General features: G+C 40.9%; 22 protein-coding genes, 1 other RNA gene and 2 pseudogenes. 23 read left to right on the forward strand and 2 right to left on the reverse strand.

The genetic code is table 11. From position 1 onward, the window contains the following. Position 1 precedes the first annotated feature (1 nt). On the forward strand, positions 2 to 1,060 hold the full coding sequence (locus tag TH606_RS05395; protein WP_068541908.1) for a cytochrome c3 family protein: 1,059 nt from the start codon (positions 2 to 4) through the stop codon (positions 1,058 to 1,060). Between the two features lie 12 nt (positions 1,061 to 1,072). Further along, a complete protein-coding gene (locus TH606_RS05400) occupies positions 1,073 to 1,603 on the forward strand; it encodes a methyl-accepting chemotaxis protein (protein WP_068541909.1) in 531 nt (176 codons plus the stop codon). Between the two features lie 430 nt (positions 1,604 to 2,033). Here the strand turns inward: TH606_RS05400 and TH606_RS05405 are convergent, their stop codons facing one another. Further along, a complete protein-coding gene (locus tag TH606_RS05405; RefSeq protein WP_068541910.1) occupies positions 2,034 to 2,408 on the reverse strand; it encodes a hypothetical protein in 375 nt (124 codons plus the stop codon). Positions 2,409 to 2,664: 256 nt separating this feature from the next. On the opposite strand from TH606_RS05405, the gene TH606_RS11500 reads away from it, so the two are divergent. The 21 genes and pseudogenes from TH606_RS11500 (at position 2,665) to rnpB (ending at position 24,168) form a co-directional block, all read left to right on the forward strand. Beyond that, positions 2,665 to 2,985 (forward strand): hypothetical protein, encoded by a 321-nt coding sequence (locus tag TH606_RS11500; RefSeq protein WP_157627871.1) that lies wholly within the window; start codon positions 2,665 to 2,667, stop codon positions 2,983 to 2,985. Next, positions 2,982 to 4,520: a two-component system sensor histidine kinase NtrB gene (locus TH606_RS05415; RefSeq protein ID WP_068541912.1), complete on the forward strand. Its 1,539-nt coding sequence runs from the start codon at positions 2,982 to 2,984 to the stop codon at positions 4,518 to 4,520. Before TH606_RS11500 ends, TH606_RS05415 begins: the two co-directional genes overlap by 4 nt. A gap of 22 nt (positions 4,521 to 4,542) precedes the next feature. Next, a complete protein-coding gene (locus TH606_RS05420; protein WP_068541913.1) occupies positions 4,543 to 5,931 on the forward strand; it encodes a sigma-54-dependent transcriptional regulator in 1,389 nt (462 codons plus the stop codon). 267 nt (positions 5,932 to 6,198) lie between these two features. Continuing rightward, positions 6,199 to 7,488 (forward strand): sulfite exporter TauE/SafE family protein, encoded by a 1,290-nt coding sequence (locus TH606_RS05425; protein ID WP_068541914.1) that lies wholly within the window; start codon positions 6,199 to 6,201, stop codon positions 7,486 to 7,488. 44 nt (positions 7,489 to 7,532) lie between these two features. Beyond that, the gene (locus tag TH606_RS05430) at positions 7,533 to 8,165 is read left to right on the forward strand and encodes a hypothetical protein (RefSeq protein ID WP_068541915.1); all 633 of its coding nucleotides are present in this window, start codon (positions 7,533 to 7,535) and stop codon (positions 8,163 to 8,165) included. A 10-nt stretch (positions 8,166 to 8,175) separates the two neighbouring features. After that, the gene (locus tag TH606_RS05435; protein ID WP_068541916.1) at positions 8,176 to 10,272 is read left to right on the forward strand and encodes a molybdopterin-dependent oxidoreductase; all 2,097 of its coding nucleotides are present in this window, start codon (positions 8,176 to 8,178) and stop codon (positions 10,270 to 10,272) included. Positions 10,273 to 10,296: 24 nt separating this feature from the next. After that, entirely contained in the window at positions 10,297 to 10,821 is a 525-nt protein-coding gene (locus TH606_RS05440) for a 4Fe-4S dicluster domain-containing protein (protein ID WP_068541917.1), read from the forward strand. Positions 10,822 to 10,993: 172 nt separating this feature from the next. Then, entirely contained in the window at positions 10,994 to 11,533 is a 540-nt protein-coding gene (locus TH606_RS05445; protein WP_068541918.1) for a 4Fe-4S dicluster domain-containing protein, read from the forward strand. 12 nt (positions 11,534 to 11,545) lie between these two features. Then, the gene (locus tag TH606_RS05450; RefSeq protein ID WP_068541919.1) at positions 11,546 to 11,914 is read left to right on the forward strand and encodes an NADH-quinone oxidoreductase subunit A; all 369 of its coding nucleotides are present in this window, start codon (positions 11,546 to 11,548) and stop codon (positions 11,912 to 11,914) included. Beyond that, a pseudogene (locus tag TH606_RS05455) lies at positions 11,905 to 12,417 on the forward strand (NADH-quinone oxidoreductase subunit B). Before TH606_RS05450 ends, TH606_RS05455 begins: the two are co-directional and overlap by 10 nt. 9 nt (positions 12,418 to 12,426) lie before the next feature. Next, positions 12,427 to 12,894: pseudogene (locus tag TH606_RS05460) on the forward strand (NADH-quinone oxidoreductase subunit C); the annotation flags it as partial. A gap of 118 nt (positions 12,895 to 13,012) precedes the next feature. Beyond that, positions 13,013 to 14,245 (forward strand): NADH-quinone oxidoreductase subunit D, encoded by a 1,233-nt coding sequence (locus TH606_RS05465; protein ID WP_068541921.1) that lies wholly within the window; start codon positions 13,013 to 13,015, stop codon positions 14,243 to 14,245. Between the two features lie 12 nt (positions 14,246 to 14,257). Further along, a complete protein-coding gene (gene nuoH / locus TH606_RS05470) occupies positions 14,258 to 15,271 on the forward strand; it encodes an NADH-quinone oxidoreductase subunit NuoH (protein WP_068541922.1) in 1,014 nt (337 codons plus the stop codon). 24 nt (positions 15,272 to 15,295) lie between these two features. Beyond that, positions 15,296 to 15,832, forward strand: coding sequence for an NADH-quinone oxidoreductase subunit NuoI (gene nuoI / locus TH606_RS05475; RefSeq protein WP_068541923.1), 537 nt, complete (start codon positions 15,296 to 15,298; stop codon positions 15,830 to 15,832). Next, positions 15,833 to 16,369 (forward strand): NADH-quinone oxidoreductase subunit J family protein, encoded by a 537-nt coding sequence (locus TH606_RS05480; protein ID WP_068541924.1) that lies wholly within the window; start codon positions 15,833 to 15,835, stop codon positions 16,367 to 16,369. It begins immediately after the preceding gene. Beyond that, positions 16,366 to 16,668 carry an NADH-quinone oxidoreductase subunit NuoK gene (gene nuoK, locus TH606_RS05485; RefSeq protein ID WP_068541925.1) on the forward strand — a complete coding sequence of 101 codons (303 nt, stop codon included), beginning with the start codon at positions 16,366 to 16,368 and terminating at the stop codon, positions 16,666 to 16,668. The genes TH606_RS05480 and nuoK overlap by 4 nt, the downstream gene beginning before the upstream one ends. Positions 16,669 to 16,671: 3 nt before the next feature. Then, positions 16,672 to 18,624, forward strand: a complete 1,953-nt coding sequence (nuoL, locus tag TH606_RS05490; protein ID WP_068541926.1) for an NADH-quinone oxidoreductase subunit L — start codon at positions 16,672 to 16,674, stop codon at positions 18,622 to 18,624. Positions 18,625 to 18,636: 12 nt separating this feature from the next. Beyond that, entirely contained in the window at positions 18,637 to 20,181 is a 1,545-nt protein-coding gene (locus TH606_RS05495) for an NADH-quinone oxidoreductase subunit M (RefSeq protein WP_068541927.1), read from the forward strand. After that, positions 20,162 to 21,595 (forward strand): NADH-quinone oxidoreductase subunit N, encoded by a 1,434-nt coding sequence (locus tag TH606_RS05500; RefSeq protein WP_068541928.1) that lies wholly within the window; start codon positions 20,162 to 20,164, stop codon positions 21,593 to 21,595. The genes TH606_RS05495 and TH606_RS05500 overlap by 20 nt, the downstream gene beginning before the upstream one ends. A gap of 106 nt (positions 21,596 to 21,701) precedes the next feature. Continuing rightward, entirely contained in the window at positions 21,702 to 23,453 is a 1,752-nt protein-coding gene (locus TH606_RS05505; protein WP_068541929.1) for an AMP-dependent synthetase/ligase, read from the forward strand. 342 nt (positions 23,454 to 23,795) lie between these two features. Beyond that, positions 23,796 to 24,168: RNase P RNA component class A (gene rnpB / locus TH606_RS05510), an RNA gene on the forward strand. 409 nt (positions 24,169 to 24,577) lie between these two features. On the opposite strand, the gene TH606_RS05515 is transcribed toward rnpB, so the two are convergent. Then, on the reverse strand, positions 24,578 to 24,845 hold a 268-nt coding region (locus TH606_RS05515), incomplete at its 5' end, for an integrase core domain-containing protein (protein ID WP_157627872.1).

A 24,845-nucleotide genomic window follows, 5' to 3' on the forward strand; every position in this document is an offset into this window, starting at 1 on the left:
TATGAAAATAAACATGCGATATTTATTTTTAGCTTTTTCTTTTTTGTTAACGATTTTTTCTTTAAATGATTTATGGGCCAAGTCTTGTAAAGAATGTCATCCTGATAATAAAATAATTTCTCCTAATGCTAGTTTTTTTCATCAGCCTTTTATGAAAAATGATTGTAAGACATGTCATGGTGGTGAACAGTATTCTTCTAATGAAAATACTTTACTTAAAGCTGTTAAATGGGAATCTAGGCATATATTCAAGGGAGGAAAAGCATATATTTTACTTCCTTCAACTATAAAATCTTATGATATAGTTTTTGAGGCTCCATCTTTAGCTTTTCAGAAAATTCTTTCCTATTCAAAAGCTAGTATATTGCCTGAAGATATTGAACCTGTAATAGAAGAAATTTCGTTATGTAATTGGGAAAAAATCCCCTGGACTGAAGCGGGGATTTGTGTCAAAACTAATATTCCTTGTCGAGTAAGAATAGTTTGTAACGGTGTTTCTGGTTCTACTATTGATGAAAATTATTATACATATCAAGTAGTTCCTCTAGCTCATGTAAAAAATAATAACTTTTATAGTTGTAAAGTAGAAGTGCAAAATTATGATGGACAGGTTGCTTTCCAAAATTTTAGATTTAAAGCTATAGAAGTTTCTAAAGTAATAGATTTTCCAGCAAAAACAGTAGCAGTAAATATTTATCAGTCTCCTTTAGATGAGCTTATACTAGAAATTGAAGCTGATGGCCAACTTTCCTGGCGGATTGGATTGCTTCCTAAGTCAAATAATAAATTGTCTGATAAACCAAAAGATCATCCTTTAATAAAATCAATTTATTGGAGCTCTATAAATGCATGTTATAGTTGCCATAATAAAATAAAATTGGGAGTAAGTCATCCTGTGGGTGTTTCTCTGAGTTATAAGATGGCTCAAAGGAATAAAGATTTGCCTCTGGTTAATGGTATAATTACTTGTACAACATGTCATTTTCCACATACTGCTTCTAATTCTTATTTTTTAAGAAAAACTGGAAAAGAATTATGCTTGTCCTGTCATAATAAGTAATGTGAGGATAATATGCAAAAACGTAAAAAGTTAAATCTTAAAGTTAAATGGGAGTTACAAAAATGGCTTTTAACAAAAATATTATTAGCTATTTTTGTATCTATATCAATTTCTTTACTTATTTTATATTTTTTTAGTCACCAAGAAATAGGAGAAAGTTTTTATAGAGCACATTTAACTATAAGATATGTTAGTGACTTATTATTGCCAGTTATTTTGTTGTCAGGTATTATCTGTTTGGCTGTTGGTATATTTTTAATTATTTTTCTACCTCAAAAAGTTGCTGGTCCTATTTATAGAATAGAAGAAGATTTAAAATATATAAGAAAGAATAAAGATCTTACTAAAAAAATTTCTTTAAGAAAAAACGATCAGTTTCAGTCTTTAGCTGAAGAAATTAATCGGTTTTTGTCAAATATACAACAAGATCTTTTAACTATTGAAAAAAACATTGAAAAAATAGAAAAGAATGCATCTGAGCCTGAAATAAAGAACTTGGCAGCTATAAAAAATATTATTAAACAATACAAATTGTTTAGATAGGGAGTGTCCACCCAATAAAATGACCAAATCAAGGAGGGTGGACACATGACCAAAATCAAAAAAGTACCTCAAAGGGCGTCCTCCTACCTAACACCCCCTGCTTCCTATATGGTAAATAATCTATCCAAAACACCCCTATTATCTTCTCTATCTCCCCATAACTCTCTACCTTCAATACCTCACTCACCCGCCCAGGGACTATATGGCTTCGTCCTCCTATGCTATATCCCTTCTACCTCTAATCTAAATATATCCTGAAGGCCTTGCCCCAAAATTCCTTCCCATTGTCCGTTAATACATTCTTCATCTTGAATGGAAAAATCTCACCACCGCCTTTGTAAAATCCTCCGCTTCTTCTCCCCTCCTATCTTCGGTAACTTCTTAACATCCATATGAATAACCCTCGGATCTTTTACTTCCTGAAACCTCTTTACCTCCTAGGTAAAGCCTTCTTTAGCTCCCTCAAACTCGGAAGCTTCTTTCTTTTAAGTAGCTCCCCTAGCGTTGACCGGGCACTGTTTTCTCTGGTATAAGTCCTGGTTACCTCCAGTAAATCATCCAGAGGCAGGAGAAATTTTTCTCGTAAATACCTTATGGCCTCAACCTGCCATGGCTTCCAGCTGGTTTTTATCTCCTTCGGGCCATAAGGAGCATCTTCGGGATTTTCTCTGTGTCTCCATTTGAAAACTGTTACAGTAGATACTCCCAGCTCTTTGGCCAGAACCCTTATAGGCTTTTTGCTCTCCCGAATCATTTTTCTTTGGTGAATGGTAAGCTTAGCACTTTTATGAAGAACCTGAGGCATGAGACTTCCTCCATTCTTCAAGTTGTGTTTCAATCTACCATAACTGGTTATATAATCCACTGGATAAAAAGTGGTGAACTCTCAAGTTCTTGTTGTTTTTGAGGCTTCATATTATATTTTTTATATGCATATGCTTTTTTTCCTAACTTGTTTGATAATTTTGAGTTTAGGGATAATTGAGCCCGTCTTTGCCGTTCAAACCCATGGGCCTCCTGAAGGTTTTTATTCTCATATGTTGGCTCATGTCTTATTTGTAGTGGCCATAATATTTTTGCTGTATTTTTTAAGAAAAAATCCAGATGTTAAAACTAAACCTTGGCGTTATTTTCGTTGGTCTTTATTTTTCTTCCTTTTATGGAACTTAGATGCCATGGCTGCTCATATTTTTAAAAAAAGGCTACCGGAAACAGCTCTTTATTTGCCTCCCAATCCTTTTGAACATGCTCTTCTTGGCCCCTTAAATTGGGAAAAATGGTTTTTCTATATAACTCACTTTGATCATTTATTATGTGTGCCAGCGATGTTTTTCTTAATGCAGAGTTTAAGACATTTTTATCAATCAAAAAATAGTCTATGAACTATCTTCCTTTTTATCCTATATATTCTGTAGACTTTTTGGGTTCTTTTTTAATGTTATTACTTTCTTTTGCTACCTTTGGTTATGCCAGACGATTAAGGAGAGAGCATAAAAAAAGTGTTCTTTTTATTTATCTTTTTGGACTTTCTACGGCCTTTGTTGCTTTTTCTATTTCTAGAAGTATTGGGCATATGCTGCGTTTTATTTTTATTTATGCTGGTGTTCCTGAATGGTGGAAATCTTTAGCCCCTATTTCTGGAAGTTTGAATTCAGCTTGTTTTATAACTATAGCAGCTCTTTCATTTGTTTATGCTAGTGTCCAACATGTTATTGCTCTTGTTAGATCAGATGCTGAAAAATTGAGAAAAGCTAAAGAAGAATTAGAAAAAACTAATCAGAAATTAAGAGAATTATATCAAACATTAGAAGATAAAGTTCGTCAAAGGACGCAGGAGCTATTAGCTTCTGAAAGTAAGTTCAGAAGGCTATTTGAATCTTCTGGAGAAGCTATTTTTTTCTGTGATTCTCAGGGAAGAATTTCTGATATCAATCCAAGTGGTGTAAATTTATTAGGATTTAATAGTAAAGATGAGCTTATTGGTCAGCCAATGGTAAACTTTTTTGCAGAAAAAAAAGATTGGCAAGATTATGTTAGAATTACTTGTCAAAATGGATTTATTAAAGATTTTGAGACTAAATTAGTAACAAAAAATGGTCAAGAAAAATACGTGATAATTACAGCTCATGCTACTAAAAAGTCTAGTGGATGTAAAATTGGCTTTGAAGGTATTGCTAAAGATATTACTAGCTATCGTAAAATGACTGAAAAATTAATTTACTCGGAAAAGATGGCTTCTCTTGGACAATTGGCTTCAGGAATTGCCCATGAGATTAATACTCCTCTTAGTATTATTTTAGGGTATGCCCAAATGTTAAAAAAAGATTTTAAAAATGATAAAGATGTTTTTGAAGAGTTATCTATAATAGAATCTCAAGCTGAAGTTTGTAAAAAAATTGTATCTGATTTATTATCTTTTGCAAGATCTTCTGATAAATCTTCTATAAGAAAAATTTTAGTTAATGATTGTATTTTGCAAACTGTAGATATTATTAGACATACTTTTGAAAAAGATGGTATCAAATTTTTGATAGAATTGTCTGATGATCTTCCTTGTATTGAAGCAGATCCTGATAAATTGCGTCAAGTTTTTCTTAATTTGTTGAATAATAGTAGGGATGCTGTTGGAAAAGATGGTCTTATTTTTATTAGAACTTTTTTGAAAGAAGATTCTATTGTTATAGAATTTGGAGATAACGGTAGTGGTATTCCTTCTGATATTAAAGACAAAATTTTTGATCCTTTTTTTACCACCAAACCACCTCGAAAAGGTACAGGCTTAGGTTTATCAGTCTCTTATGGTATTATTCAAGATCATAAAGGAAAGCTTGAAGTTTTTTCTCCTCCAGAAAGAGACTATCATTTAAGTTTGAATCTAAAAACTGTTTTTGTTATTACTTTACCAATTTTTAGATAAATCTTACTAGAGGTATATTTATATGAAAGCTAGTATTTTGGTTGTTGATGATGAGCCTCATATGACAAGAATGCTAAATCGCCTTTTTAAACAGATTTCTAATGTGGAAATAAAAACCTCTTTATCTGGAGAAGAAGCACTTCAATTAATTCCTGATTTTTCTCCAGATGTTATTGTTACTGATATAAAGATGGAAGGTATAGATGGAATTACTTTATTAAAAAAAGCTTTAGAAATTGATTCAACTATTTCTATAATCCTTATCACAGGATATGGGACAATAGAGATGGCTGTTGAGGCTTTAAAATCAGGAGCATATGATTTTATTCAAAAACCTTTTGATAGTGAGCATATTTTACATGTAGTTAAACGAGCCATTGAGCGGACTCATCTTTTGCGAGAAAATTTTTGTTTGAAGAATCAGGTAGTTACTTGTGCCTGGGAAAAATTAGGTATTATAGGAGAGTCTCCAGCGATTAAACGTATATTAGAGGTAGTTGAAAGGATTGCTCCCACGGATGTTCCTGTTTTGATAAGAGGAGAATCTGGTACTGGTAAAGAACTTATTGCTAGAGCCATTCATGTTTTAAGTGAGCGTAAAGATAAAGAGATGGTGGTTGTCAATTGCCCGGCAGTGCCAGAGCATATCTTAGAATCAGAACTATTTGGCTATTTAAAAGGGGCTTTTACCGGCGCAAATTCTGATAAAAAAGGCCTTTTTCAAATAGCTAATGGTTCAACTATTTTTTTAGACGAAATAGGAGATATTTCTTTAAACGTTCAAACTAAGTTGTTGAGAGTACTTCAAGAAAAAGAAATAAGGCCCCTTGGTTCTACTAAAACTATTTCAGTTGATGTAAGAATAATTGCTTCTACCAATCAAGATTTAGAGAAAAAAATCAAAAAAGGGGAATTCAGAGAAGATCTTTATTATCGCCTAAATGTTGTTACTTTGGAGTTGCCTCCTTTAAAAGAAAGAAAAGAAGATATCCTTCCTTTAGCTTATCATTTTTTGCGCCAATATACTGAAAAATACCAGCGGCAGGTTAATGGTTTTAGCTCTGAAGCTATAGAATATTTAGTTAATAACCCCTGGCCGGGTAATATTAGAGAGCTCCAAAATGTGATTAGAAGAGCTGTTTTGTTGTGTAAGGGCGAGGAAATAAAACTTTGGGATTTAACTGAAAAAAAAGTAGAAATCCTCCCTCATTGTTTTGATATGTTATTTGATAAACCTTATGTTGAAGCTAAAAAAGAATTGGTTGAAAAATTTTCTCGGAATTATATCGAAAGACTACTTAGTAAGACCAAAGGTAATGTAACGCAGGCTTCTCGCCTGGCTGGAATGGAAAGACAAGCTTTTCAGCGCTTGATGCGTCAGTTTCAGATCAAGTCAGAAGATTTTCGTTAAAACTTTGTTGCACCTGCAACAAAAAAGTTGCATTTAATTTTTTCTCTTCTTTTATTTCTAGCTTTTTCCAGGCTCTAAAAGGGCTTTTTGCCTCCTTATTTTGGTAACTTTTTTGGCCCCCTTTTTGCTTAATATTTGTTTATAAACAAACTTCTATTTTTTTTCGGTATATAAAAGTTTTTTCTAAAGGAGGTGATATCAAAAAAAGTAAAAGTATTTAGCCAAAAATATTTTTATTTCAAGAAAACTAATTAAGAGGAGGAGGAGATGGACTGGATAAGGAAATTTTCTAAGTTTTTAATGCCTATCTTTATTTTGTTAGTAATTGCCTGGGTTTATTGTCTTTATTCTGGAGTTCAGGCTTCAGAAGAAGCCCAAAAAATGGCAGAAGAGGCTCAGAAGGCAGCAGCGGCTGGGGCTGCTGCCGCCAAAGCTGCTGGAGAAGCAGCAGGCTGTAATATCCTTTTGAACAATAACTTAGGTCTTAAAGGGGACCTTGGAAGGATTATTGCCCAGACCCCGGTTTGTACTCCTACCTGTACTGAGGGTTGCATAGACCCAAACGCACCTCGTGGATATTTAGGTATCCCCGGGGCACCTAAGCCTAGCCCTATTGGCGGTCTTCTTTGGGCCATCTGGGTAGGCTGGATTTTTTCTACAGTAGGTGCTTTTGGTGGTATTATGGCTGGCGTTGGTCATATTACCATTTTTGGTCTGGCTAATTACGCCAAAAGCTTTAAGAAGACCAATCCGGCTCTCAATAAGTTCCTTACTGATACTATTCGTGTGTCAAATATGTTTCTAGTCGGTTTGAGTGCTCTGGTTTCTACCGTTAATTACTGGCGAATGAAGCGCATTGTTTGGCCTTTGGCCATAGCTCTAGCTATTGGTGCGGTAGGTGGTGCTTTTGGTATAGCTGAGCTTACCGCAGGCAAAATTAGCTTGAAGTCCTATATTGGTTACTTCGGCCTGGCTGTTTTTGCCGTAGCAGGTTTTATGTTTTACGGCACTACTGAAAGGGCTCGCGCCAAAAGAAAAGCTGCTCGTGAAGCGGCTAAGCGTTTTGAAGAAGCTGCCAAAAAGGGTGGTGAGGCTGAAGGTGTAAAAGTCGTATCTTTTGGCTTGACCAAGTGCGTTTTTACTTTCTATGGGGTAGAGTTCAAATTTAATCCCCTCCTGGCCGCCTTTGGTGGCTTGGTAATCGCCACTATAGCGGTTTTCTTAGGAATCGGTGGTGGGTTCTTGCTGGTTCCCTTTATGACCGACATAGTAAAGCTCCCTATGTTTATCGTAGCTGGCACTTCGGCTTTTGTTGTTCTTATAAAAATGATTATGGGGATCTTCACCTACATGGTTCTTAAAGGAGTGCAGGTATGGTGGCCTCTCATTGGAACCGAGCTGGTGGGTATCTTTATTGGTTCCATGGTTGGGCCCAGGACTCAGAAGTATATCCCCGATATCTGGCTTAAAAGGCTCTTTGTGGTGTTGGCCATTTACGTTGGCTTGAGATACACCTCCAAAGGCTTCTTGGGGAAGAGTATCGTACCTCCTTATTAAATATAATACGGGGGGGCTCCGCCCCCCTTCCTTTAGGAGGATTTATGCAAGACTGGATTATATACTTAGATAAAATTTTCTTACCTTTTTACCACATACTTTCTGACCCTGTATTAGCTTATTTTCTGGGAACTTTTATTTTAGCTGTTATGTGTATATTTTTAGGTGAACTTTTAGTTGGTATTGCCTTTTATGCCAATCGTCATTACGTCAAAAAATTAACCAATGATTTAGTTAGCTGGAGTAATCTATCTGTTGAAGCTGTTAAAAAGGGAGATACAGAGGCCTATCATACTTTTAATAAAGAGGCTAATGATGTTTATGGTAAACTTTTTTTCTTAACCATAGCACATTCAGCTGCTTTTTTAATTCCTATTCCCTTTGTTCTTTCCTGGATGCAATTTAGATTTGGAAATGTAGAATTTCCTTTGCCTTTTTATGTTCCTTATATTGGCGATAGTGTAAGTTATATTTTTACTTTTATTGTCTTATATTTGCCGGCTTATTGGCTTTTTAAAAGGATAAAAAATAAGCTTCCTGTTTATCGCTATTTTAACCAGATAATGCAAGAAAGCAGTGAAGCAGTAAAAGAGATGAAAAGTTTAGCTGATTTATTAGAAGAACGAATTAAAGCTTCTAAAGCTAAACATAAAAATATAGCTAAATCAAAAGCTTAAGGGGGAGATTATGGGAGAAAAAAGAACAGTTTATTCTATATGTGGTATGTGCTCGGTTAGATGTCCTATCGCTGTAGAAGTTGAAGATAATGAAGTCCTGTGGATTTCCGGTAATCCTCATGACCAGGGTATAAAAACTGGCATTTGTGCCAAGGGGATTGCTGGAAGAACTCTTCTCAAAGATACAGAAAGGCCTCTTTCGCCGTTAATAAGAGATGGTGAACGTGGTTCAGGAAAATGGCGAAGTGTTAGCTGGGATGAAGCTTTAGACTATGTGGCTGAGAAACTTAAAAAAATAATTGACGAACATGGGGGGCGGGCGGTTCTTTTAAGTGACCGAGGAGGGCCTTTTGGTGAATACCGAAAGGCCTTTCTCAAGGCTATTGGCTCTCCCAACTATTGTAACCACGACGTAACTTGTGCTGTTTCAGTAAACCATGCCGCCCTTTCTCTTTTTGGTTTCGGGCGAAAGACCCTTAATTATGATTACAAAAATGCCAAACACATCGTCCTTTACGGCCGTAACATAATGGAGTCCATAAAAATTAAAACTACCAAGGCAGTATTAGATGCCTTGGATAAAGGTGCCAAGCTAACCTATATTGACCCTCGCTACAGTGTTACTGCTTCAAAAGCTACACGCTGGTGGAAAATAAGGCCTGGAACTGATTACGCCCTCAACCTGGCTCTAATTCATATCATTATCAAGGAAAATCTTTACGATAAAGAGTTTGTTTCTCGCTGGGTAGATGGTTTTGAGCACCTGGCTAATTTTGTTGAGCCTTACACTCCTGAATGGGCGGAAAAAGAGACAGGGATTCCTGCTTATGAGATGTATGAATTTTGCCAAGAAGTGGCTAAAGATGCCCCTCACGTTATTTTTCATCCCGGCTGGATGAGGGCCCGTTATTTACAGGCCTTCTGGGAAATCAGGACTACTTATATTTTAAATATTTTATTAGGCGCTATAGAGGTGCCAGGTGGCCTTTTCTTTATGAAAGGGCCAGGGGATACTGGTAAAAAGGGCTTAAATAGTATTGGTGAAAACTTGCCCAAGGTAGAGGAAAAAAGGGCAGATGGTGTTGGCTGGAAATACCCTCACATAAATAAAGGACCTGGACTGTTACATAGGGCCTTTGAAGCTATAAAGACTGGCGACCCTTATCCTTTAAAGGCTTATATTGTCCATCGGCACGATCCTTTAACTGGTCTTCCTGATCCAGAGGCTCAGGTAGAAATCTTTAAGAATCTAGACCTGCTGGTAGTTATAGATGTTAACTGGAGTGAGACTTCTAAATATGCCGATGTGATTTTGCCTGAGTGTACTTATCTTGAGCGCTCTGATTTAATTGCTACACAAAAAGGGCTTAAACCGGGTTTTCGTATAAGAACGGCCGCTATAGAGCCCCAATACGATACCAAGCCCGGCTGGTGGATATATTTACAATTAGCCAAACGCTTAGGGAAAGGCGAACACTTTCCTTACGAAACAATTGAAGACTTATGGCAGAAGCAACTTGATGGCACAGGGGTTTCGGTAGAAGATATTCAGAAAAAAGGTTTCATTTCTTTAACTGATAAACCTATCTGGTATGACCGCCTGGAAAAACTTCCTTTCAAGACAGCTTCAGGAAAAATTGAAATTATTGCCAAAAAATGGGAAGAAGCCGGCATTCCTTCCTTGAAACCCTATGAGTCTCCCGAAAAACCTCCAGCCGGTAAATTCAGGCTACTTTTTGGGCGCTGTGCCTGGCAGACTCATGGTATGTGGCAAAACAACCCCGCCCTTCATCCTTACTTAAAAGAAAATGTCCTCTGGATAAATGACAGGGTAGCCAAAGAAATGGGCCTTAAAACTGGAGATACTGTAATTGTGAGGAACGGGACTTACGAAAAGAAAATAAAGATTTTTGCCACAGACCTTATTCACCCAGAGGCCGTCTATATGCTTCACGGCTTTGGTAGAACCGTGCCACAGCAAACCAGAGCCTACCAAAAAGGCGTGGCTGACCAAAGATTAGAAATAGGCTTGCTTGACGTTTATGATCCTGCTGGCGGGGCCAATGCCCTTTGTGAATGTTTCATAGAAGTAGAACCTGTTAAATAAAACTTAGTTAGGAGGTTTTTAAAAATGGCTAAATATTACATTTATCATAATCCTCAGAGGTGTATTGGTTGTTTAGCTTGTGAACTGAGTTGTACTGACTGGAAAGGCCTACCTTTTGGCCAGGCCAATTGCCGTATTTTTCGCTTTGGGCCGGAAAAAATACACGGTAAAGAAAGCATGACTTTCATCTATAACTCTTGTTTTCATTGCGAAAGGGCTTTTTGTACAGAGGCCTGCCCCACCGGCGCCCTTTTTAAGAGAAAAGAGGATGGGATAGTGGCTTTCAATGAAAACTTATGTATTGGCTGCCGAGCCTGTATAATGGCCTGCCCCTGGGGTATTCCCCAGTGGAACTCTTTGAAAGGGACTATTCATAAGTGCGATTATTGCGTAGAGCGCCTGGAAGAAGGCCTTGAGCCCGCCTGTGTTACCCGCTGTCCCATGGAAGCGCTCAAGTTTGTAAAAGTAGAGGAAGTCAGCAAATTAAAGCGGACTTCCTGGCTTAAAGATACCTTTAAAAAAGAAGTAGCCCATGCAGCTGAATTTTAATTTATACAAAATTTCACAAATTTTTCGTTTTTGACAAAAAAAAGAAAGGATTTGGTAGTTTATCCCTGATTTTGTAATTAGAGATTATTAATTATTTGTATTGACAAAATTGATTTTTAGTGAATGAAATAAGGCATCCATAAGGTTAATTATTTGGAGGCTTTTAAGAGACATGAAAAATTACACCATTGAACATGATCCTTCTAAATGTGATGGGTGCCGGAAATGTGTGGAGGCCTGCCAGAAGGGTAATAATCTGGCGGAAGGAATTTCTAATTGCCGTATCCTTTCTTTAAAGGTTGTTAAGGATGGCGAAGTAAAAGAAGTTTACGCTTACTTTTCCTGTATGCAATGTAAAAAGCCCAAGTGTGCAGAGGCCTGTCCCACTGGGGCTCTTTATCGTGAAGGACCTCTGGACATAGTTTTCCTGGATAAAAACTCATGTGTAGCTTGTTTGAACTGTATTTTTGCCTGTCCCTGGGGAGTACCTGTTTTTGATCCCAAGAATGGAGTTATTGCCAAATGCGACTTATGTTATGACCGGGTTAAGGCAGGTAAAAAGCCTTTCTGTGTAGAAGCGTGTCCTAACGAAGCTTTGCTGGTTAAAGAGAAAAAGGCTCCAGCTAAAAAGGCAGCTAAAAAACCCAAAGCCAAAGCTAAGGCTTCGTCTAAGGCTCAAGACCAAAGTTCAGAAGCTCAAACTAGTGCCTAAGTAGGAGGAGCTATGGAAATATCTTTGAGTTTGAAATATATCCCCATTTTGATAACAGCTCTCATTGTCTTTGTTATTGGTTTGGCCATGGTGATTATCAATCAGGTTTTAGGGCCTAAACGTCCATATTCAGAAAAATATCTTGCTTATGAATGTGGTCTTCCGCCTACAGGAGAAACCAGACACCGGTTTGACATAAAATTTTACGCTATAGCTATTCTTTTTGCCGTATTTGATGTGGAGGCCGTTTTTCTATATCCCTGGGCTATTACCTTTGACCAGATCGGCTTTTTTGCTTACATAGAAATGGTGGTATTTATAGCTCTTCTTTTGGTGGCCTATTTTTACGCCTGGATCAGGGGAGGTTTCCAATGGGATTAAAAGGCACGGTAGAGGTTCAAGAAGGCATACATCAGGTTCCAGGTACTGGCGTTTACGTTACCACCTTTGACAAGATAATTAACTGGGCCCGCGCTGGTTCCATGTGGCCGGTTACTTTCGGCCTGGCCTGATGTGCCATTGAGATGATGGCCGCAGGTGCGAGCCACTTTGATTTAGATCGTTTTGGCATAATTTTCAGGGCTTCTCCGCGCCAGGCTGACGTATTAATTGTCGCTGGAACTGTTACCAAAAAAATGGCCCCTATTGTGCGGCGGGTCTATGACCAGATGCCTGAGCCTCGCTATGTGATTGCCATGGGAAGTTGTGCTTGTTCCGGAGGAGTCTTCAGGACTTATTCTACGGCTCAGGGTTGTGATGAGTTTCTTCCGGTAGATGTTTATATTCCTGGGTGCCCTCCCAGGCCTGAGGCCTTACTTGAAGGCTTGATGAAGCTTCAACAGAAGATTCGCAGTGAACATAACCGATGGGGTAGTTTTCGCTAAGGAGGCGGTATGTTGGCCATTGAAATGCTAAAGGAGAATTTTCCAGATGAGATTATTGAAGAGGGAGAAAGTGCCGGCCAGCCCTATGTAGTGGTTAAGAAAGAAAAGATTGTGGAAATTCTTAAATTTTTACATGAAAAACCCGAGCTTCTTTTTGATCACCTGGCAGATCTTACGGCGGTTGACTGGCTTGGCAAAAAAACTCCTCGCTTTGAAGTAGTATATAACCTCTTTTCAATTCGCAATAGAGAGCTTTTAAGAGTCAAAGCTCAGGTTTCAGAAGAAGACCCGCGTATAGACTCGGTTACTTCTGTCTGGAAGGTAGCCAACTGGTTTGAGCGCGAAGTATATGACATGTTTGGTATTATCTTTAATGGCCATCCTGACCTGCGGCGTCTTATCATGCCAGAAAATTGGCAGGGCCATCCTCTTCGTAAAGATCATCCTTTGGCCGTAGAAGGCGAAAGCGAATGGCAGGACTACAAAGAACTTAAAGAAAGGGTCAGAGAATTTGCTCAATATGATTGGTATCATCGTATTCCTCAAGGGCAAAAGGACGTGACAGAAAGTCCAGCGGGAGAGCAGGAGGAAACCAATGCCACAAGCGCTTGAAATTATAAAAAAACAAATAGGGGAAGATGAGTGGGATGAACCTTACTACGTAAATATGGGCCCCCAGCACCCAGCTACCCACGGGGTGTTGAGGCTTTTCCTGGAGCTTGACGGCGAATATATAACCCACTGTGACCCCATAATAGGCTATTTGCACAGAGGTATTGAAAAACTGGGGGAAACTTTCACCTATTCGCAAAATATAGTTCTTACTGACCGTCTGGACTACATTGCTTCTGCGGCCAATAACGTGGGGTATTGCCTGGCGGTGGAAAAGCTAATGGGGCTTGAAGTCCCTCGCCGGGCCCAGATATTGAGAGTAATTGTGTGTGAAATGGCCCGTATCGCCAGCCATCTTCTCTGGCTAGCCACCCACGCCCTGGATATTGGGGCCATGACGGTCTTTCTCTATTGTTTTAGGGACCGTGAATGGCTCCTAAATATTTATGAAGAAATATGTGGAGCTCGTCTTACGCATACGTATCCTTGTATTGGGGGAGTACGTCTAGACTTTACACCCCACATTATTGAAGAATTATATAAGTTTACCGAAGAATTCCCTAATCGTATCCCCGAATATGAAACCTTGATTGATGTAAACCGCATCTGGCTTAAGAGAACCAAGGGCGTTGGGGTTATTTCAGGTGAAAAGGCGGTAAACCTGGGCTTGACAGGGCCTTCTCTTAGAGGCTCTGGTGTCCGTTATGATCTTCGCAAAACCGTCCCCTATCTTATCTACGATGAGCTTGATTTTGAAATGGCCGTGGAATACGAAGGCGATGTATACGCTAGATACCGTGTGCGCATGAAAGAGATGCGCGAGTCTAACAAAATTATTCGCCAGTGTCTGGATAAATTAGCTGAATGTGAAGGAGAGCCTGTTATAGCGGAAAATGCTCCGGGATTATTTATGCCTTTTGATAAGCCTAAAAGGCCTCAGGCTGCCCCACATCCCAAAAAAGTATATTTAATTAAAGGCGTAGAAGTGCCAGTGGTACCTGAAGGAGATGTTTACGTTGCTACCGAGGTGCCCAAAGGAGAGCTTGGCTTTTACCTCGTAAGCGATGGAGCCGGGCATCCCTGGCGTATGCGCATAAGGGCTCCTTCATTTGTCCACATTTCTGCTATTCCTGACTTGTGTAAAGGTCAGATGGTAGCTGATATCATTGCTGTCATAGGTTCTATAGACATTGTTTTAGGAGAATGTGATAGATAGAGAGGTTGAGCTATGGATGTACAGGGAGCATACAACGCTGCCAATCACTTTTTGCTAAAATACTTGGGCATTTCGTTATTTAAGGCCTTGATAGTGGTTGTTATTGCCCTTTTGCACGTGGCCTATATCACTTATGTGGAAAGAAAAGTTATTGGCCGCATGCAGCAAAGGCTTGGGCCTAATAGAGTAGGGCCGCGAGGGCTACTCCAGCCTATTGCTGACGTCTTAAAGCTTATTACCAAAGAAGACATTATTCCTAGCTCGGTTGATAGCCGCTGGGTTTTTATCATTGCTCCCTTTATAAGCTTGGTGGCTGGAGCTACCAGTCTGGCGGTTCTTCCCATCTGGGAACACTTTGTGGTTACTAATGTTAATGCTTCTCTCCTGGTTGTTTTGGCCATGAGCTCTCTTTCTTCTTTTGGTGTAATCCTTGCTGGTTGGGCTTCTAACTCTCGTTACAGTTTTCTTGGTGGTCTTAGGGCCGGGGCTCAGGTGGTGAGTTACGAGATAGCCATGGCCCTTTCTCTGGTGGGAGTAATGATGCTTGCAGGTTCTATGAATCTTGTGGAAATTGTTAAGGCCCAGATAGCCAGTCCTTTTAAAATATACGCCATCCCCCAAATTATAGGGTTTTTCGTTTTTATGATTGCCGCTATTGCCGAAACCAATCGTACTCCTTTTGATTTGCCTGAGGCAGAAACCGAACTGGTAGCTGGATACTTTGTGGAATATAGCGGAATAAGATTTGCCTTGTTTTATCTGGCGGAGTATTTCGGCATGGTGGTTATGTCCATGCTGGCTGTGGTTTGTTTCCTGGGTGGCTGGTATGGTCCCTTTGATATTCCAGGGATACCCATGTTCTGGTTTTTACTTAAACTTTACTTTTTAATCTTTTTCTATATCTGGGTGCGGGCCACCCTTCCTCGCTATCGTTATGACCAGTTGATGGGGTTGGGCTGGAAGGTGCTAATTCCGCTTTCCCTTTTAAACATTGTAATTACCGGATTTATAAAGATTTTGGTTTAGAAGCAGGTAGAGACAGGAGGCGCCATGGGTCTGATTAAAACGGTTTTTCTTACAGAAATAATGAAGGGGCTTTCGCTCACCTTAAGAAAGCTTTTTGCCAAGCCAGTTACCATACAATATCCTGAGGTTAAAAAGGAACCAGCCCCTGGCTTTAGAGGTCGCCACGCCCTGGTGCGTGATCCCAAAACAGGTAAAGACCGTTGCGTGGGCTGTTACCGATGTGCTCAGGTATGTCCTTCCCGTTGTATTTTTATTGAGACAGAACGTGATCCTAACACCAGAAAACGTATCGTAACCCGTTACGATATAGACGCCTTGCGCTGTGTTTATTGTGCCTTTTGTGTGGAGGTGTGCCCGGTAAACGCCCTTGTTCTTACGGAATTTTACGAATATTCAGGTTACAGCCGGGATGAACTATACTTCACCAAAGAAAAGTTACTGCAAAACTGGGATGAATTTATCGTAACACAAAAGCGGCCTTATTTTAATCCTTTCTGGAAGCCTCGCGGAGTGCCAGAAAAGATGCTCCCTGGACCAAAAAGAAAGGCGGAGGGTATCTAAATGGAAGCCTTGTTATCTAAACTTGTTTTTCTATATCTGGCGGTAGTTCTTATAGCTACATCAATTCTTGTTATCACCAACCGTAATGCTGTGCACGCAGTGCTCTGGATGCTAGTTATGTTTTTTCATCAGGCAGTGCTTTTTATAACGCTTGATGCCGAGTTTCTGGCAGCTATTCAGATAATTGTCTATGCCGGGGCAGTATTGGTGCTGTTTCTATTCGTAGTTTACATGATAAACCTGCGGACAGAGTTGAAAATCAAGAATTTTATGGATTTCTGGCCGGCGGCTATTCTGGTCTCCATAGCTTTGCTTATTTTGATAGCTAAAGGGGTTGGCTCTCTAAAACTGCCTTCTCCGGTGGGAGATATGACCCCTGAGCGAATTCTGGCTGAAGGGCATGGCAAAGTTTTAGGTAAAGCCCTTTTTACTGAACATATCCTTTCTTTTGAAGTAGTTGGGGTGCTTTTACTGGTGGCGGTTTTGGGTGCGATAGTTCTTACCAGAAGAATTCGTATGAAAGGAGAAGAGGCATGATTCCTGTTTCCTGGTTTGTTGTGTTGACTCTTTTTCTTTTTAGTATTGGGGCTCTGGGCTTTATAGTCAGGCGAAACGTTATCATTATGCTCATATGTATAGAAATCATGCTTAATGCGGTAAACATCAGTCTGGTAGCCTTTGGGCGTGCTCTGGAACACACGGTAGCGCATGTGTTGGTGTTTTTTGTTATTGCGGTGGCTGCAGCGGAAGCAGCCATTGGTCTGGCCTTGGTAGTGCTTCTCTTTAAGAAAACCAGAGAAGTACATATGGACGAATTTCGTCTTTTAAAGGGGTAACCTATGGAATACGTAATCTGGATACCGTTCTTACCATTGATAGCCGCTACTATTACTTTGATTTTCGGTAAGTGGTACATAAGGAAACAGGCGCACTGGCTTCCGTGTATAGCGGTCTTTGGGTCTTTTCTCCTTTCGTTTAAGGCCCTTTTAGATGTTATCGGAGGGGCCAGGGCCAATTTTGACCTTTATTCCTGGGTGATTGCCGATACCTTTCACGCGGCTGTTGGCTTTCAAATAGATCCTCTCTCGGTCTTGATGCTGGCTATGGTTTCTTTTCTGTCTTTTCTTATACATGTCTATTCTATCGGTTACATGGAAGATGACCCGGGTTATTATCGTTTCTTCGCTTATATTTCCCTTTTTACTTTTTCCATGTTGATGTTGGTTTCGGCTAATAACTTTTTGCAACTCTTTTTTGGCTGGGAGGCGGTGGGGCTTTGTTCTTATCTTTTGATTGGTTTCTGGTATCAGAAAAAGAGTGCCGCGGATGCAGCTAAAAAGGCTTTTATTGTAAACCGTTTTGGTGATTTTGGCTTTGCCCTAGGTGTTTTTCTGGTCTTCTTAACCTTTGGATCCATTTATTACGAAGACGTTTTTGCCAGGGTTCATGAGATTGCTCATACTACGGTAAATGTTCTGGGGGTAGAAGTCCTTCTGGCTACACTGATAGCCGTTCTTCTTTTCTGTGGGGCTATGGGTAAGAGTGCCCAGTTTCCGCTACACGTCTGGTTGCCAGACGCCATGGAAGGTCCCACACCAGTTTCCGCTTTAATTCACGCTGCTACCATGGTTACCGCTGGTGTATTTATGGTATGTCGTTGCCATGAAATATTTGAGCTTTCTCATGTGGCCATGGCTATAGTGGCAGCGGCAGGCATGATTACCTGTTTTATGGCCGCCACCATTGCGCCTACCCAATTTGATATTAAGCGCGTGATTGCTTATTCCACCCTTTCACAGCTTGGTTACATGTTTATGGCCTGTGGGGTAGGGGCCTTTGCTGCGGGTATGTTTCACCTTTTTACTCACGCCTTCTTTAAGGCCTTGCTCTTTCTTGGAGCTGGCAGTGTAATGCACGCCATGCACCACGCCCCTGATCCTACAGATATGCGTTACATGGGTGGCTTAAGAAAATATATGCCTATAACTTTTGCCACTTTTCTGATTGCTTCGCTTTCTATTTCTGGTATTCCCGGGCTTGCTGGTTTTTTCAGTAAAGATGAAATTCTCTGGCTTTCCTTTGTTTCGGAGTATCCCTGGGGTAAGTTGGTCTGGTTTGTAGGGACGGTGGTAGCAGGGCTTACAGCTTTTTACTCTTTCCGTGTAGTTTTTATGACCTTCTTTGGGGAGTTCCGGGGGAAAGAAGTATTGCACGGTCATGAACCCCATGAATCTCCATCAGTGATGACTATACCTCTTATGATTTTAGCGGTTGGAGCCGTGGTAACTGGCTGGCTGGGTGTTCCACATGTTCTAGGTGGTCACAATCACTTTGCTAAGTTTCTTGAGCCAGTGCTTGGGCATCCTCATATTAATTTACCTTATTGGCTTTACGGCAAGAAAGAATGGATTGAACTTTTCTTGATGGCCATTTCTGTAGGCGTAGGTGTCTTGGGTATTGCAGTGGCTTACGTGGTTTATGTTAAGAAGCCCGAGCTTCAGCGTCTTATCCCAGAAAGGTATCCCGCCCTTTACCGTTATCTTTATAACAAATGGTACTGGGATGAGATTTATGACGCCACCATTGTTAAGCCTACGTTTTTTACCGCTCGTTCAATTGTTCAGGGTGTGGTTGACTCTATACTCATTGAAGGCGTGGTTAACGGATTGCCGGATCTTATTCGTCGTGGTGGTGAATCTTTAAGGCGGCTCCAGAACGGAGTGGTTCAGACTTACGCTTTGATTATGGCTACTGGTGCCGCCGTAGTTTTATTGTTGGTCTATTTCTTTTAGGGAGGGCTAAATATGGAAGTGGCCTTGCGTATGTCTGACTTTCCGCTATTGTCGCTGATAATATGGCTCCCGGTGGTAGGGTCCCTTGTTTTGCTGGCTTTACCCCGGAATGACCGTCTTATCCGCTGGTTTACGCTGGTAGTGGCCGTGGCAGACTTTCTGGTCTCCTTACCCCTTTTCTTCTCCTTTGATAAATCTTTTTCCGGGATGCAGTTTGTAGAAAGACATTCCTGGATAAAGGCCTGGAATATTTCTTACTTTTTAGGGGTTGACGGTATAAGTGTTCTGCTGGTCCTTCTTTCTACCCTTATAACTATTCTATGCGTTTTAATTTCCTGGGAGTCGGTGACAGAGAAGGTAAAGGAGTTTCATATTGCTCTCCTTTTGACCTCAGCGGCCATGATTGGTGTTTTCTGTTCACTTGACTTGTTTCTCTTCTATCTTTTTTGGGAAGCTATGCTTATCCCTATGTACTTGATAATTGGTATATGGGGAGGCCCCAATAGGCTCTATGCTACTATTAAGTTCTTTCTTTATACCCTGGTGGGTTCGGTTTTAATGCTGGTTGGTATTATCTTTCTCTATCTCCAGGCCGGGACATTTAACATCCTTGAGATAATGAAACTTGGACTACCTTATAAATTCCAGTTCTGGCTTTTCTGGGCCTTTTTTGCCGCCTTTGCGGTGAAAGTGCCCATGTGGCCGGTACACACCTGGTTGCCAGATGCTCACACTGAGGCCCCAACCGCTGGTTCTGTAATACTTGCTGGTATCTTGATTAAAATGGGAGCTTACGGTTTCCTGCGTTTTTCCCTGGCTTTCTTTCCTGTAGCTGCTAAGTCTATGATGATTCCTATGCTGGTGCTTTCTACTATAGCTATTATTTACGGTGGTATAATTTGTTTGGCCCAAACGGACCTCAAGCGTCTTATCGCTTACAGTTCTGTAAGTCATATGGGGTTTATTACCCTGGGTATATTTTCTTTGAATGGTAACGCGGTGGAAGGAGCTATCCTCCAGATGATTAACCACGGAATAGTAACAGGAGCCCTCTTTATGTGTGTGGGAATTGTTTACGACCGTACCCATACCCGAGCCATTAAAGACTACGGGGGACTGGCTACGGTGATGCCGGTTTATGCGGCTTTCTTCATGGTCTTTACCCTCGCCTCAGTAGGGCTACCAGGGACCAATGGTTTTATAGGTGAATTCCTGGTGCTTTTAGGAACATTTACCTCTAAAAAGTGGGCAGCTGTGCTTGGCACCACGGGAATCATTATTGGTGCAACTTATATGTTAAGGCTTTACCAGCAGGTATTTTTCCAGGAAGTTAATCCCAAAGTGGCAGGGTTGCCAGATATCAAGATGAGGGAATTTATTGCTCTGGTTCCCATGATTCTTTTGGTGCTTTGGATTGGTTTTTATCCCACACCGTTTTTGGGGTTTATGCACGAGTCGGTTAGGTCTTTATTAGAGCATGTTCACAATGCCTCTGGCGACATAACGCCTGTTAGTGAAATCATAAAGGAGGGAATAAATGTGGTCATCCCTTCCTAGCTTCGTAGCGGTTTATCCTGAAATTTTGTTGGTAGTGGTGGCCAGTATTATGGCCCTGGCTGATCGTTGGGTGAAACTCAAAGACGTATTTGCCTGGATCACCATAGCCACCTCGGTCATAGCTTTGATAATGGTCTTTGCGGTGGAAGGGGCTGTCTTTGGAAATAGCTATGCGGCTGATACTTATGGCCTTTTTTTCAAAATGATTTTTCTCCTGGCCTTGATTATGGTTACCCTGGTCTCTCCAGGGTACAACCGTATGGTCGGGATTCACTTTGGTGAATATTATGCCCTTCTTATGTTTGCGGTAACGGGCATGATGCTCATGGCTTCAAGTAAGGACCTTATCCTTCTTTTCCTTGGCCTTGAGCTTATGTCTCTTTCTGTTTACGTGCTGGCTGCCCTTCTTTATAGTGATTTGCGTTCTCTTGAAGGAGCTATGAAATATTTCCTCCTGGGGGCTTTTTCTTCAGCTTTTCTCCTGTTGGCGATAACTTTTCTTTATGGACTCACTGGCACCACTTACATTGATGTCATTGCCAAGAAGGTTTTTTATCCCGGGCTTGCTGATAATACAGCCCTGCTATTATCAGCTGCTCTTTTCGTGGTAGCCTTTGGTTTTAAAGTGGCGCTGGTGCCTTTTCATATGTGGTCACCTGATGCTTATGAAGGAGCTCCCACCTCGGTTACTGCTTTTATGGCTGTAGGGCCTAAAGCTGCTGGTTTTGCTGCCATGGGGCGGGTATTCATAGAAGCCCTTTATAACGCCAGGGTGGATTGGGTTGAATATTTAATACCACTCGCCTTGGTGACCATGTTTGTTGGAGCTATTCTTGCCGTGGTGCAGACCAATATCAAGCGCCTATTAGCTTATTCTTCTATTACTCATGCTGGTTATGCGGTTCTGGGAATTATTGCTGCCAGCAGAGAGGGCATGGCTGCTACCATGCTTTATCTTTTTCTTTACCTGTTTATGACCATTGGTGCCTTTTCTGTGGTTACTCTTTTCCGCCAAAAAGATTTTCTCGGCGAAGAGATTACCGATTATCAAGGTCTCTCCAAAACCCATCCCTGGGTAGCTCTGGTGATGCTCATTTTTCTTTTTTCATTGGTGGGTATCCCCCCTACAGCTGGTTTTATTGGGAAGTTTTTTGTTTTTAAAGCCGCTTATGAGGCAGGCCATCATCTTCTGGTAATAGGAGCGGTTTTAGCCAGCGCCATTGCTGCTTATCCTTACTTACGAATTGTCATGCTCATGTACATGAAGGAACCTGAAAAAGATCTAGCGGTTAACGTGACTCCTTATGTTTTTGCTGGCCTTATCATTTCAGTGGTGGGGGTATTAATTCTTGGGGTTTACCCCGAGCCGGTTATCAATTTTGCAAGAACCTGCTGCGCTGGCTTAATTCCTTAGTCTACTTCAGGGGTACGCTTGACCGTGCCCCTTTTCCCTCTTATTTTCTATTTTTCAGTTTTAAGCCATTCTCTAGTAAAATTATAGTGTCTATCATGGAGGTTTTATGCCGCTAAAAAACTATATTCTACGAGATCATTTGGGAATATTTACCATTGGTGAAATGGTAAATAGGTCTGCAAAGGTTTACGGGTCTAAAAAGGCTTTAAGTGTATATCGTGATGAGAAATGGCAATATATCACTTATAGAGAACTTGGAGAGAGAGTGCGTTTTCTAGCTAAAGCTCTTCAAGGGGCAGGCCTCAAAATGGGGCAAACCTGTGCCATTTTAGGCCCTAACTCTCCAGAATGGGGACAGGCCTACTTAGCTATTACTAGCCTGGGAGCCATTTCGGTGCCTATAGACCCGGCTTTAAAGCCCCATGAGTTTAAACATATTTTAGAAGATACTGATACCAATTTTATATTCGTGGCTCAAAAGTTTTTGGAAGACATATTAGAGATAGATGAAGAGTTATCTTTTAAGAAGATAATAGTATTAGATTCTTTTGAAAAATCAAAGTTTTCCAATAAAAAAGTTTCTAGCTTTGAGGTATTTTTAAGAGAAGGCCAGAAACAAAAAGATAAGTTTAAGAAGCCCAAATTAAAAGACATAGCAGCCATCATATATACCTCAGGGACCACGGGTAAGGCCAAAGGAGTGATGTTAACCCACGAAAACATTATGTCAGATGTGGCCTTAGTGTATCAGATGGTGGATTTGGAGCCAGGGGAAAGCATTCTTTCGGTTTTACCCATTCACCATACTTTAGAATGTACGGGTGGCTTTTTATTGCCTCTTTATGCCGGGTTAAACATTTATTATGCCCGTAGCTTAAAATCTCGCGAGATAATTGAAGATCTGCGTACTTCTAAGGCTTCGGTAATGATAGGGGTTCCCCTTTTATTCCAAAAGATGCTAGAGGGCATTGAACGGAAGGTGAAACAAGCTCCTTTGCCCAGAAAGACTTTGTTTAAGGGGTTACTGAAGGTAGTTGAGCTAGCTGAAAAGGTTGGTAAAGACGAAGAGGCAGCCAAGGTTCTTTTTGCTAAACTTCGTGAAAAGGCTGGGCTTGGGCACCTTAAATATTTTGTTTGTGGTGGTGCCCCTTTACCGCCTTTTGTGCCTGAAAAATTTAGAAAGCTTGGTATAAAAATACTCCAGGGGTATGGTCTGACTGAAGCTAGCCCCGTGCTTACTCTAAATCCCGTTTTTAGACCCAAAGATACCAGTGTGGGAGTTCCCCTCCCTCAGGTGGAGGTAAAAGTAGAAAGTCCCAATGAAAACGGGGTAGGTGAGCTTTGTTTTAAAGGCCCTATGGTAATGAAGGGATACTATAAAAACCCTGAGGCCACTAAAGCCGTTATAGATGACGAAGGCTTTTTGCACACTGGTGACCTGGGATATATAGACGAAGAAGGTTATGTATATGTGTGCGGGCGGGCTAAAAACGTAATTGTCACTCCAGCAGGAAAAAACGTATATCCAGAAGAGGTAGAGTTTGAGCTTGATCGCCGGCCTTTTATTTTGGAGAGCATGGTCTATGGAATACCTACTGAACGGGGAGGAGAAGAGGTAGCAGCGGTAATTGTGCCTGATTATGAAGAGATTGACCGCCAATTTTCAGGTAAACAATTAACCGAAGAAGACGTAAAGGCCTTAATTGCCAAAGAAGTAAAAAAGGCCATGGAGAATGTGGCTACTTATAAGCGGGTGAAGCAATTTATCATTTGGGACGAAGAACTCCCCAAGACTTCTACCAGAAAAATTAAACGCCATCATGTTTTACCAGTGGTCCTAAACCAGAAGGGAAATTAAAGGGGTATCGCAAGGCAAGGTAGTCGCCATGACAATCTCAGATCCCTTCGCTAGCCTTTGAGACAGGATTTCTTAGCCTGAGATTGTTTCGGCCTCTGCTGACGAGGCCTTACGTGATTGGCCTACTTTGTCACTGCAAGGAGCATGTAAGCGCGACGAATCAGTCTCAAAGATCCCTCGCTTTGCTCGGGATAAGCTAAGCAGTTCAGGGTGAGAACAACCCCAAAGATCTCCTCGGCGCCGGTATCGCCTCGCGATAACGCTATGTAAGGTAAAAATACTCCCTTAATATGAGCTCCTGGCAAATATTGGACATTTTTGTAAGATTAATTATATTTTAAAGGGGTCGGTCGGAGGTCGCCGGGGGCTCAGGGCCCTCGGAGGAAAGTCCGAGCTCCACAGGGCAGGGTGCCGGGTAACACCCGGAGGGGGAAACCCCTGGAAAGTGCCACAGAAAATAGACCGCCCTGTACCCATTTTCCAGGGTACGGGGTAAGGGTGAAAAGGTGGGGTAAGAGCCCACCGCCTCTCCTGGTAACAGGAGAGGGCATGGCAAACCCCACCCGGAGAAAGGCCATGTAGGGGAGCGTTTGAGGGTGGCCCGCCCGATGCTCCCGGGTAGGCCGCTTGAGCGGTTGGGTAACCAACCGCCTAGAGGAATGACCTCCACCCGCTTAAAGCGGGTACAGAACTCGGCTTATGACCGGCCCCCATCTATTTTTTTTTCTCCGATTAAAGATAACGGTTAAGAGGTAGTTGAGTTAAATTTAGTAAGCGAATTTTCCTCTCCTCTAATTAAATCTTTTATTAGTTCCGGGAGGATTTTGGAGTATAAATTTTTTGTTTCTTTTTTTATAAAATGGCACAAATCAAATAGTTGAGCAGGGAATGCTTTAATCCTTTCTATAAGAAAAAATTTTTCAAAATTTTCTTTTTTTTGAGCAATATAAATTACTTCGTCCCAAATAAAATTTTCATTAAGAGAGATAGTAATAAGATCTGCTACATCTTTAGGTTCATCCCTTGAAACAATTGCACAAATCTTATTAGCTAAAATATTTATATGTAAAAGTTTAGACTTTATCTGACAGTCACCCTCCCAAGAGCCACCTTGTCAGCCCTGGTTAGATTGTGAAAATCTCCTCTTCATTAAAATGAATCTTCTCTTTTGCCAAGGGCACATTCGCTAAAAATGTCTCCATCGGCGTCCGTCCATTACAGTATTTCCCTTGGTGCGGCCTCTCTTTGTTGTATTTTTCCATCCATAAGTCCAAATCCCTCTGTAATTCCTCCAATTTCAGATAAATCTTGCGCCTCAAGGCTATGCTATAAAATTCCTCTTTCACCGTCCGATGAAATCTCTCGCAAATCCCGTTCGTCTGGGGATTCTTG

The organism is Thermodesulfatator autotrophicus, from assembly GCF_001642325.1.
Taxonomy (GTDB): domain Bacteria; phylum Desulfobacterota; class Thermodesulfobacteria; order Thermodesulfobacteriales; family Thermodesulfatatoraceae; genus Thermodesulfatator; species Thermodesulfatator autotrophicus.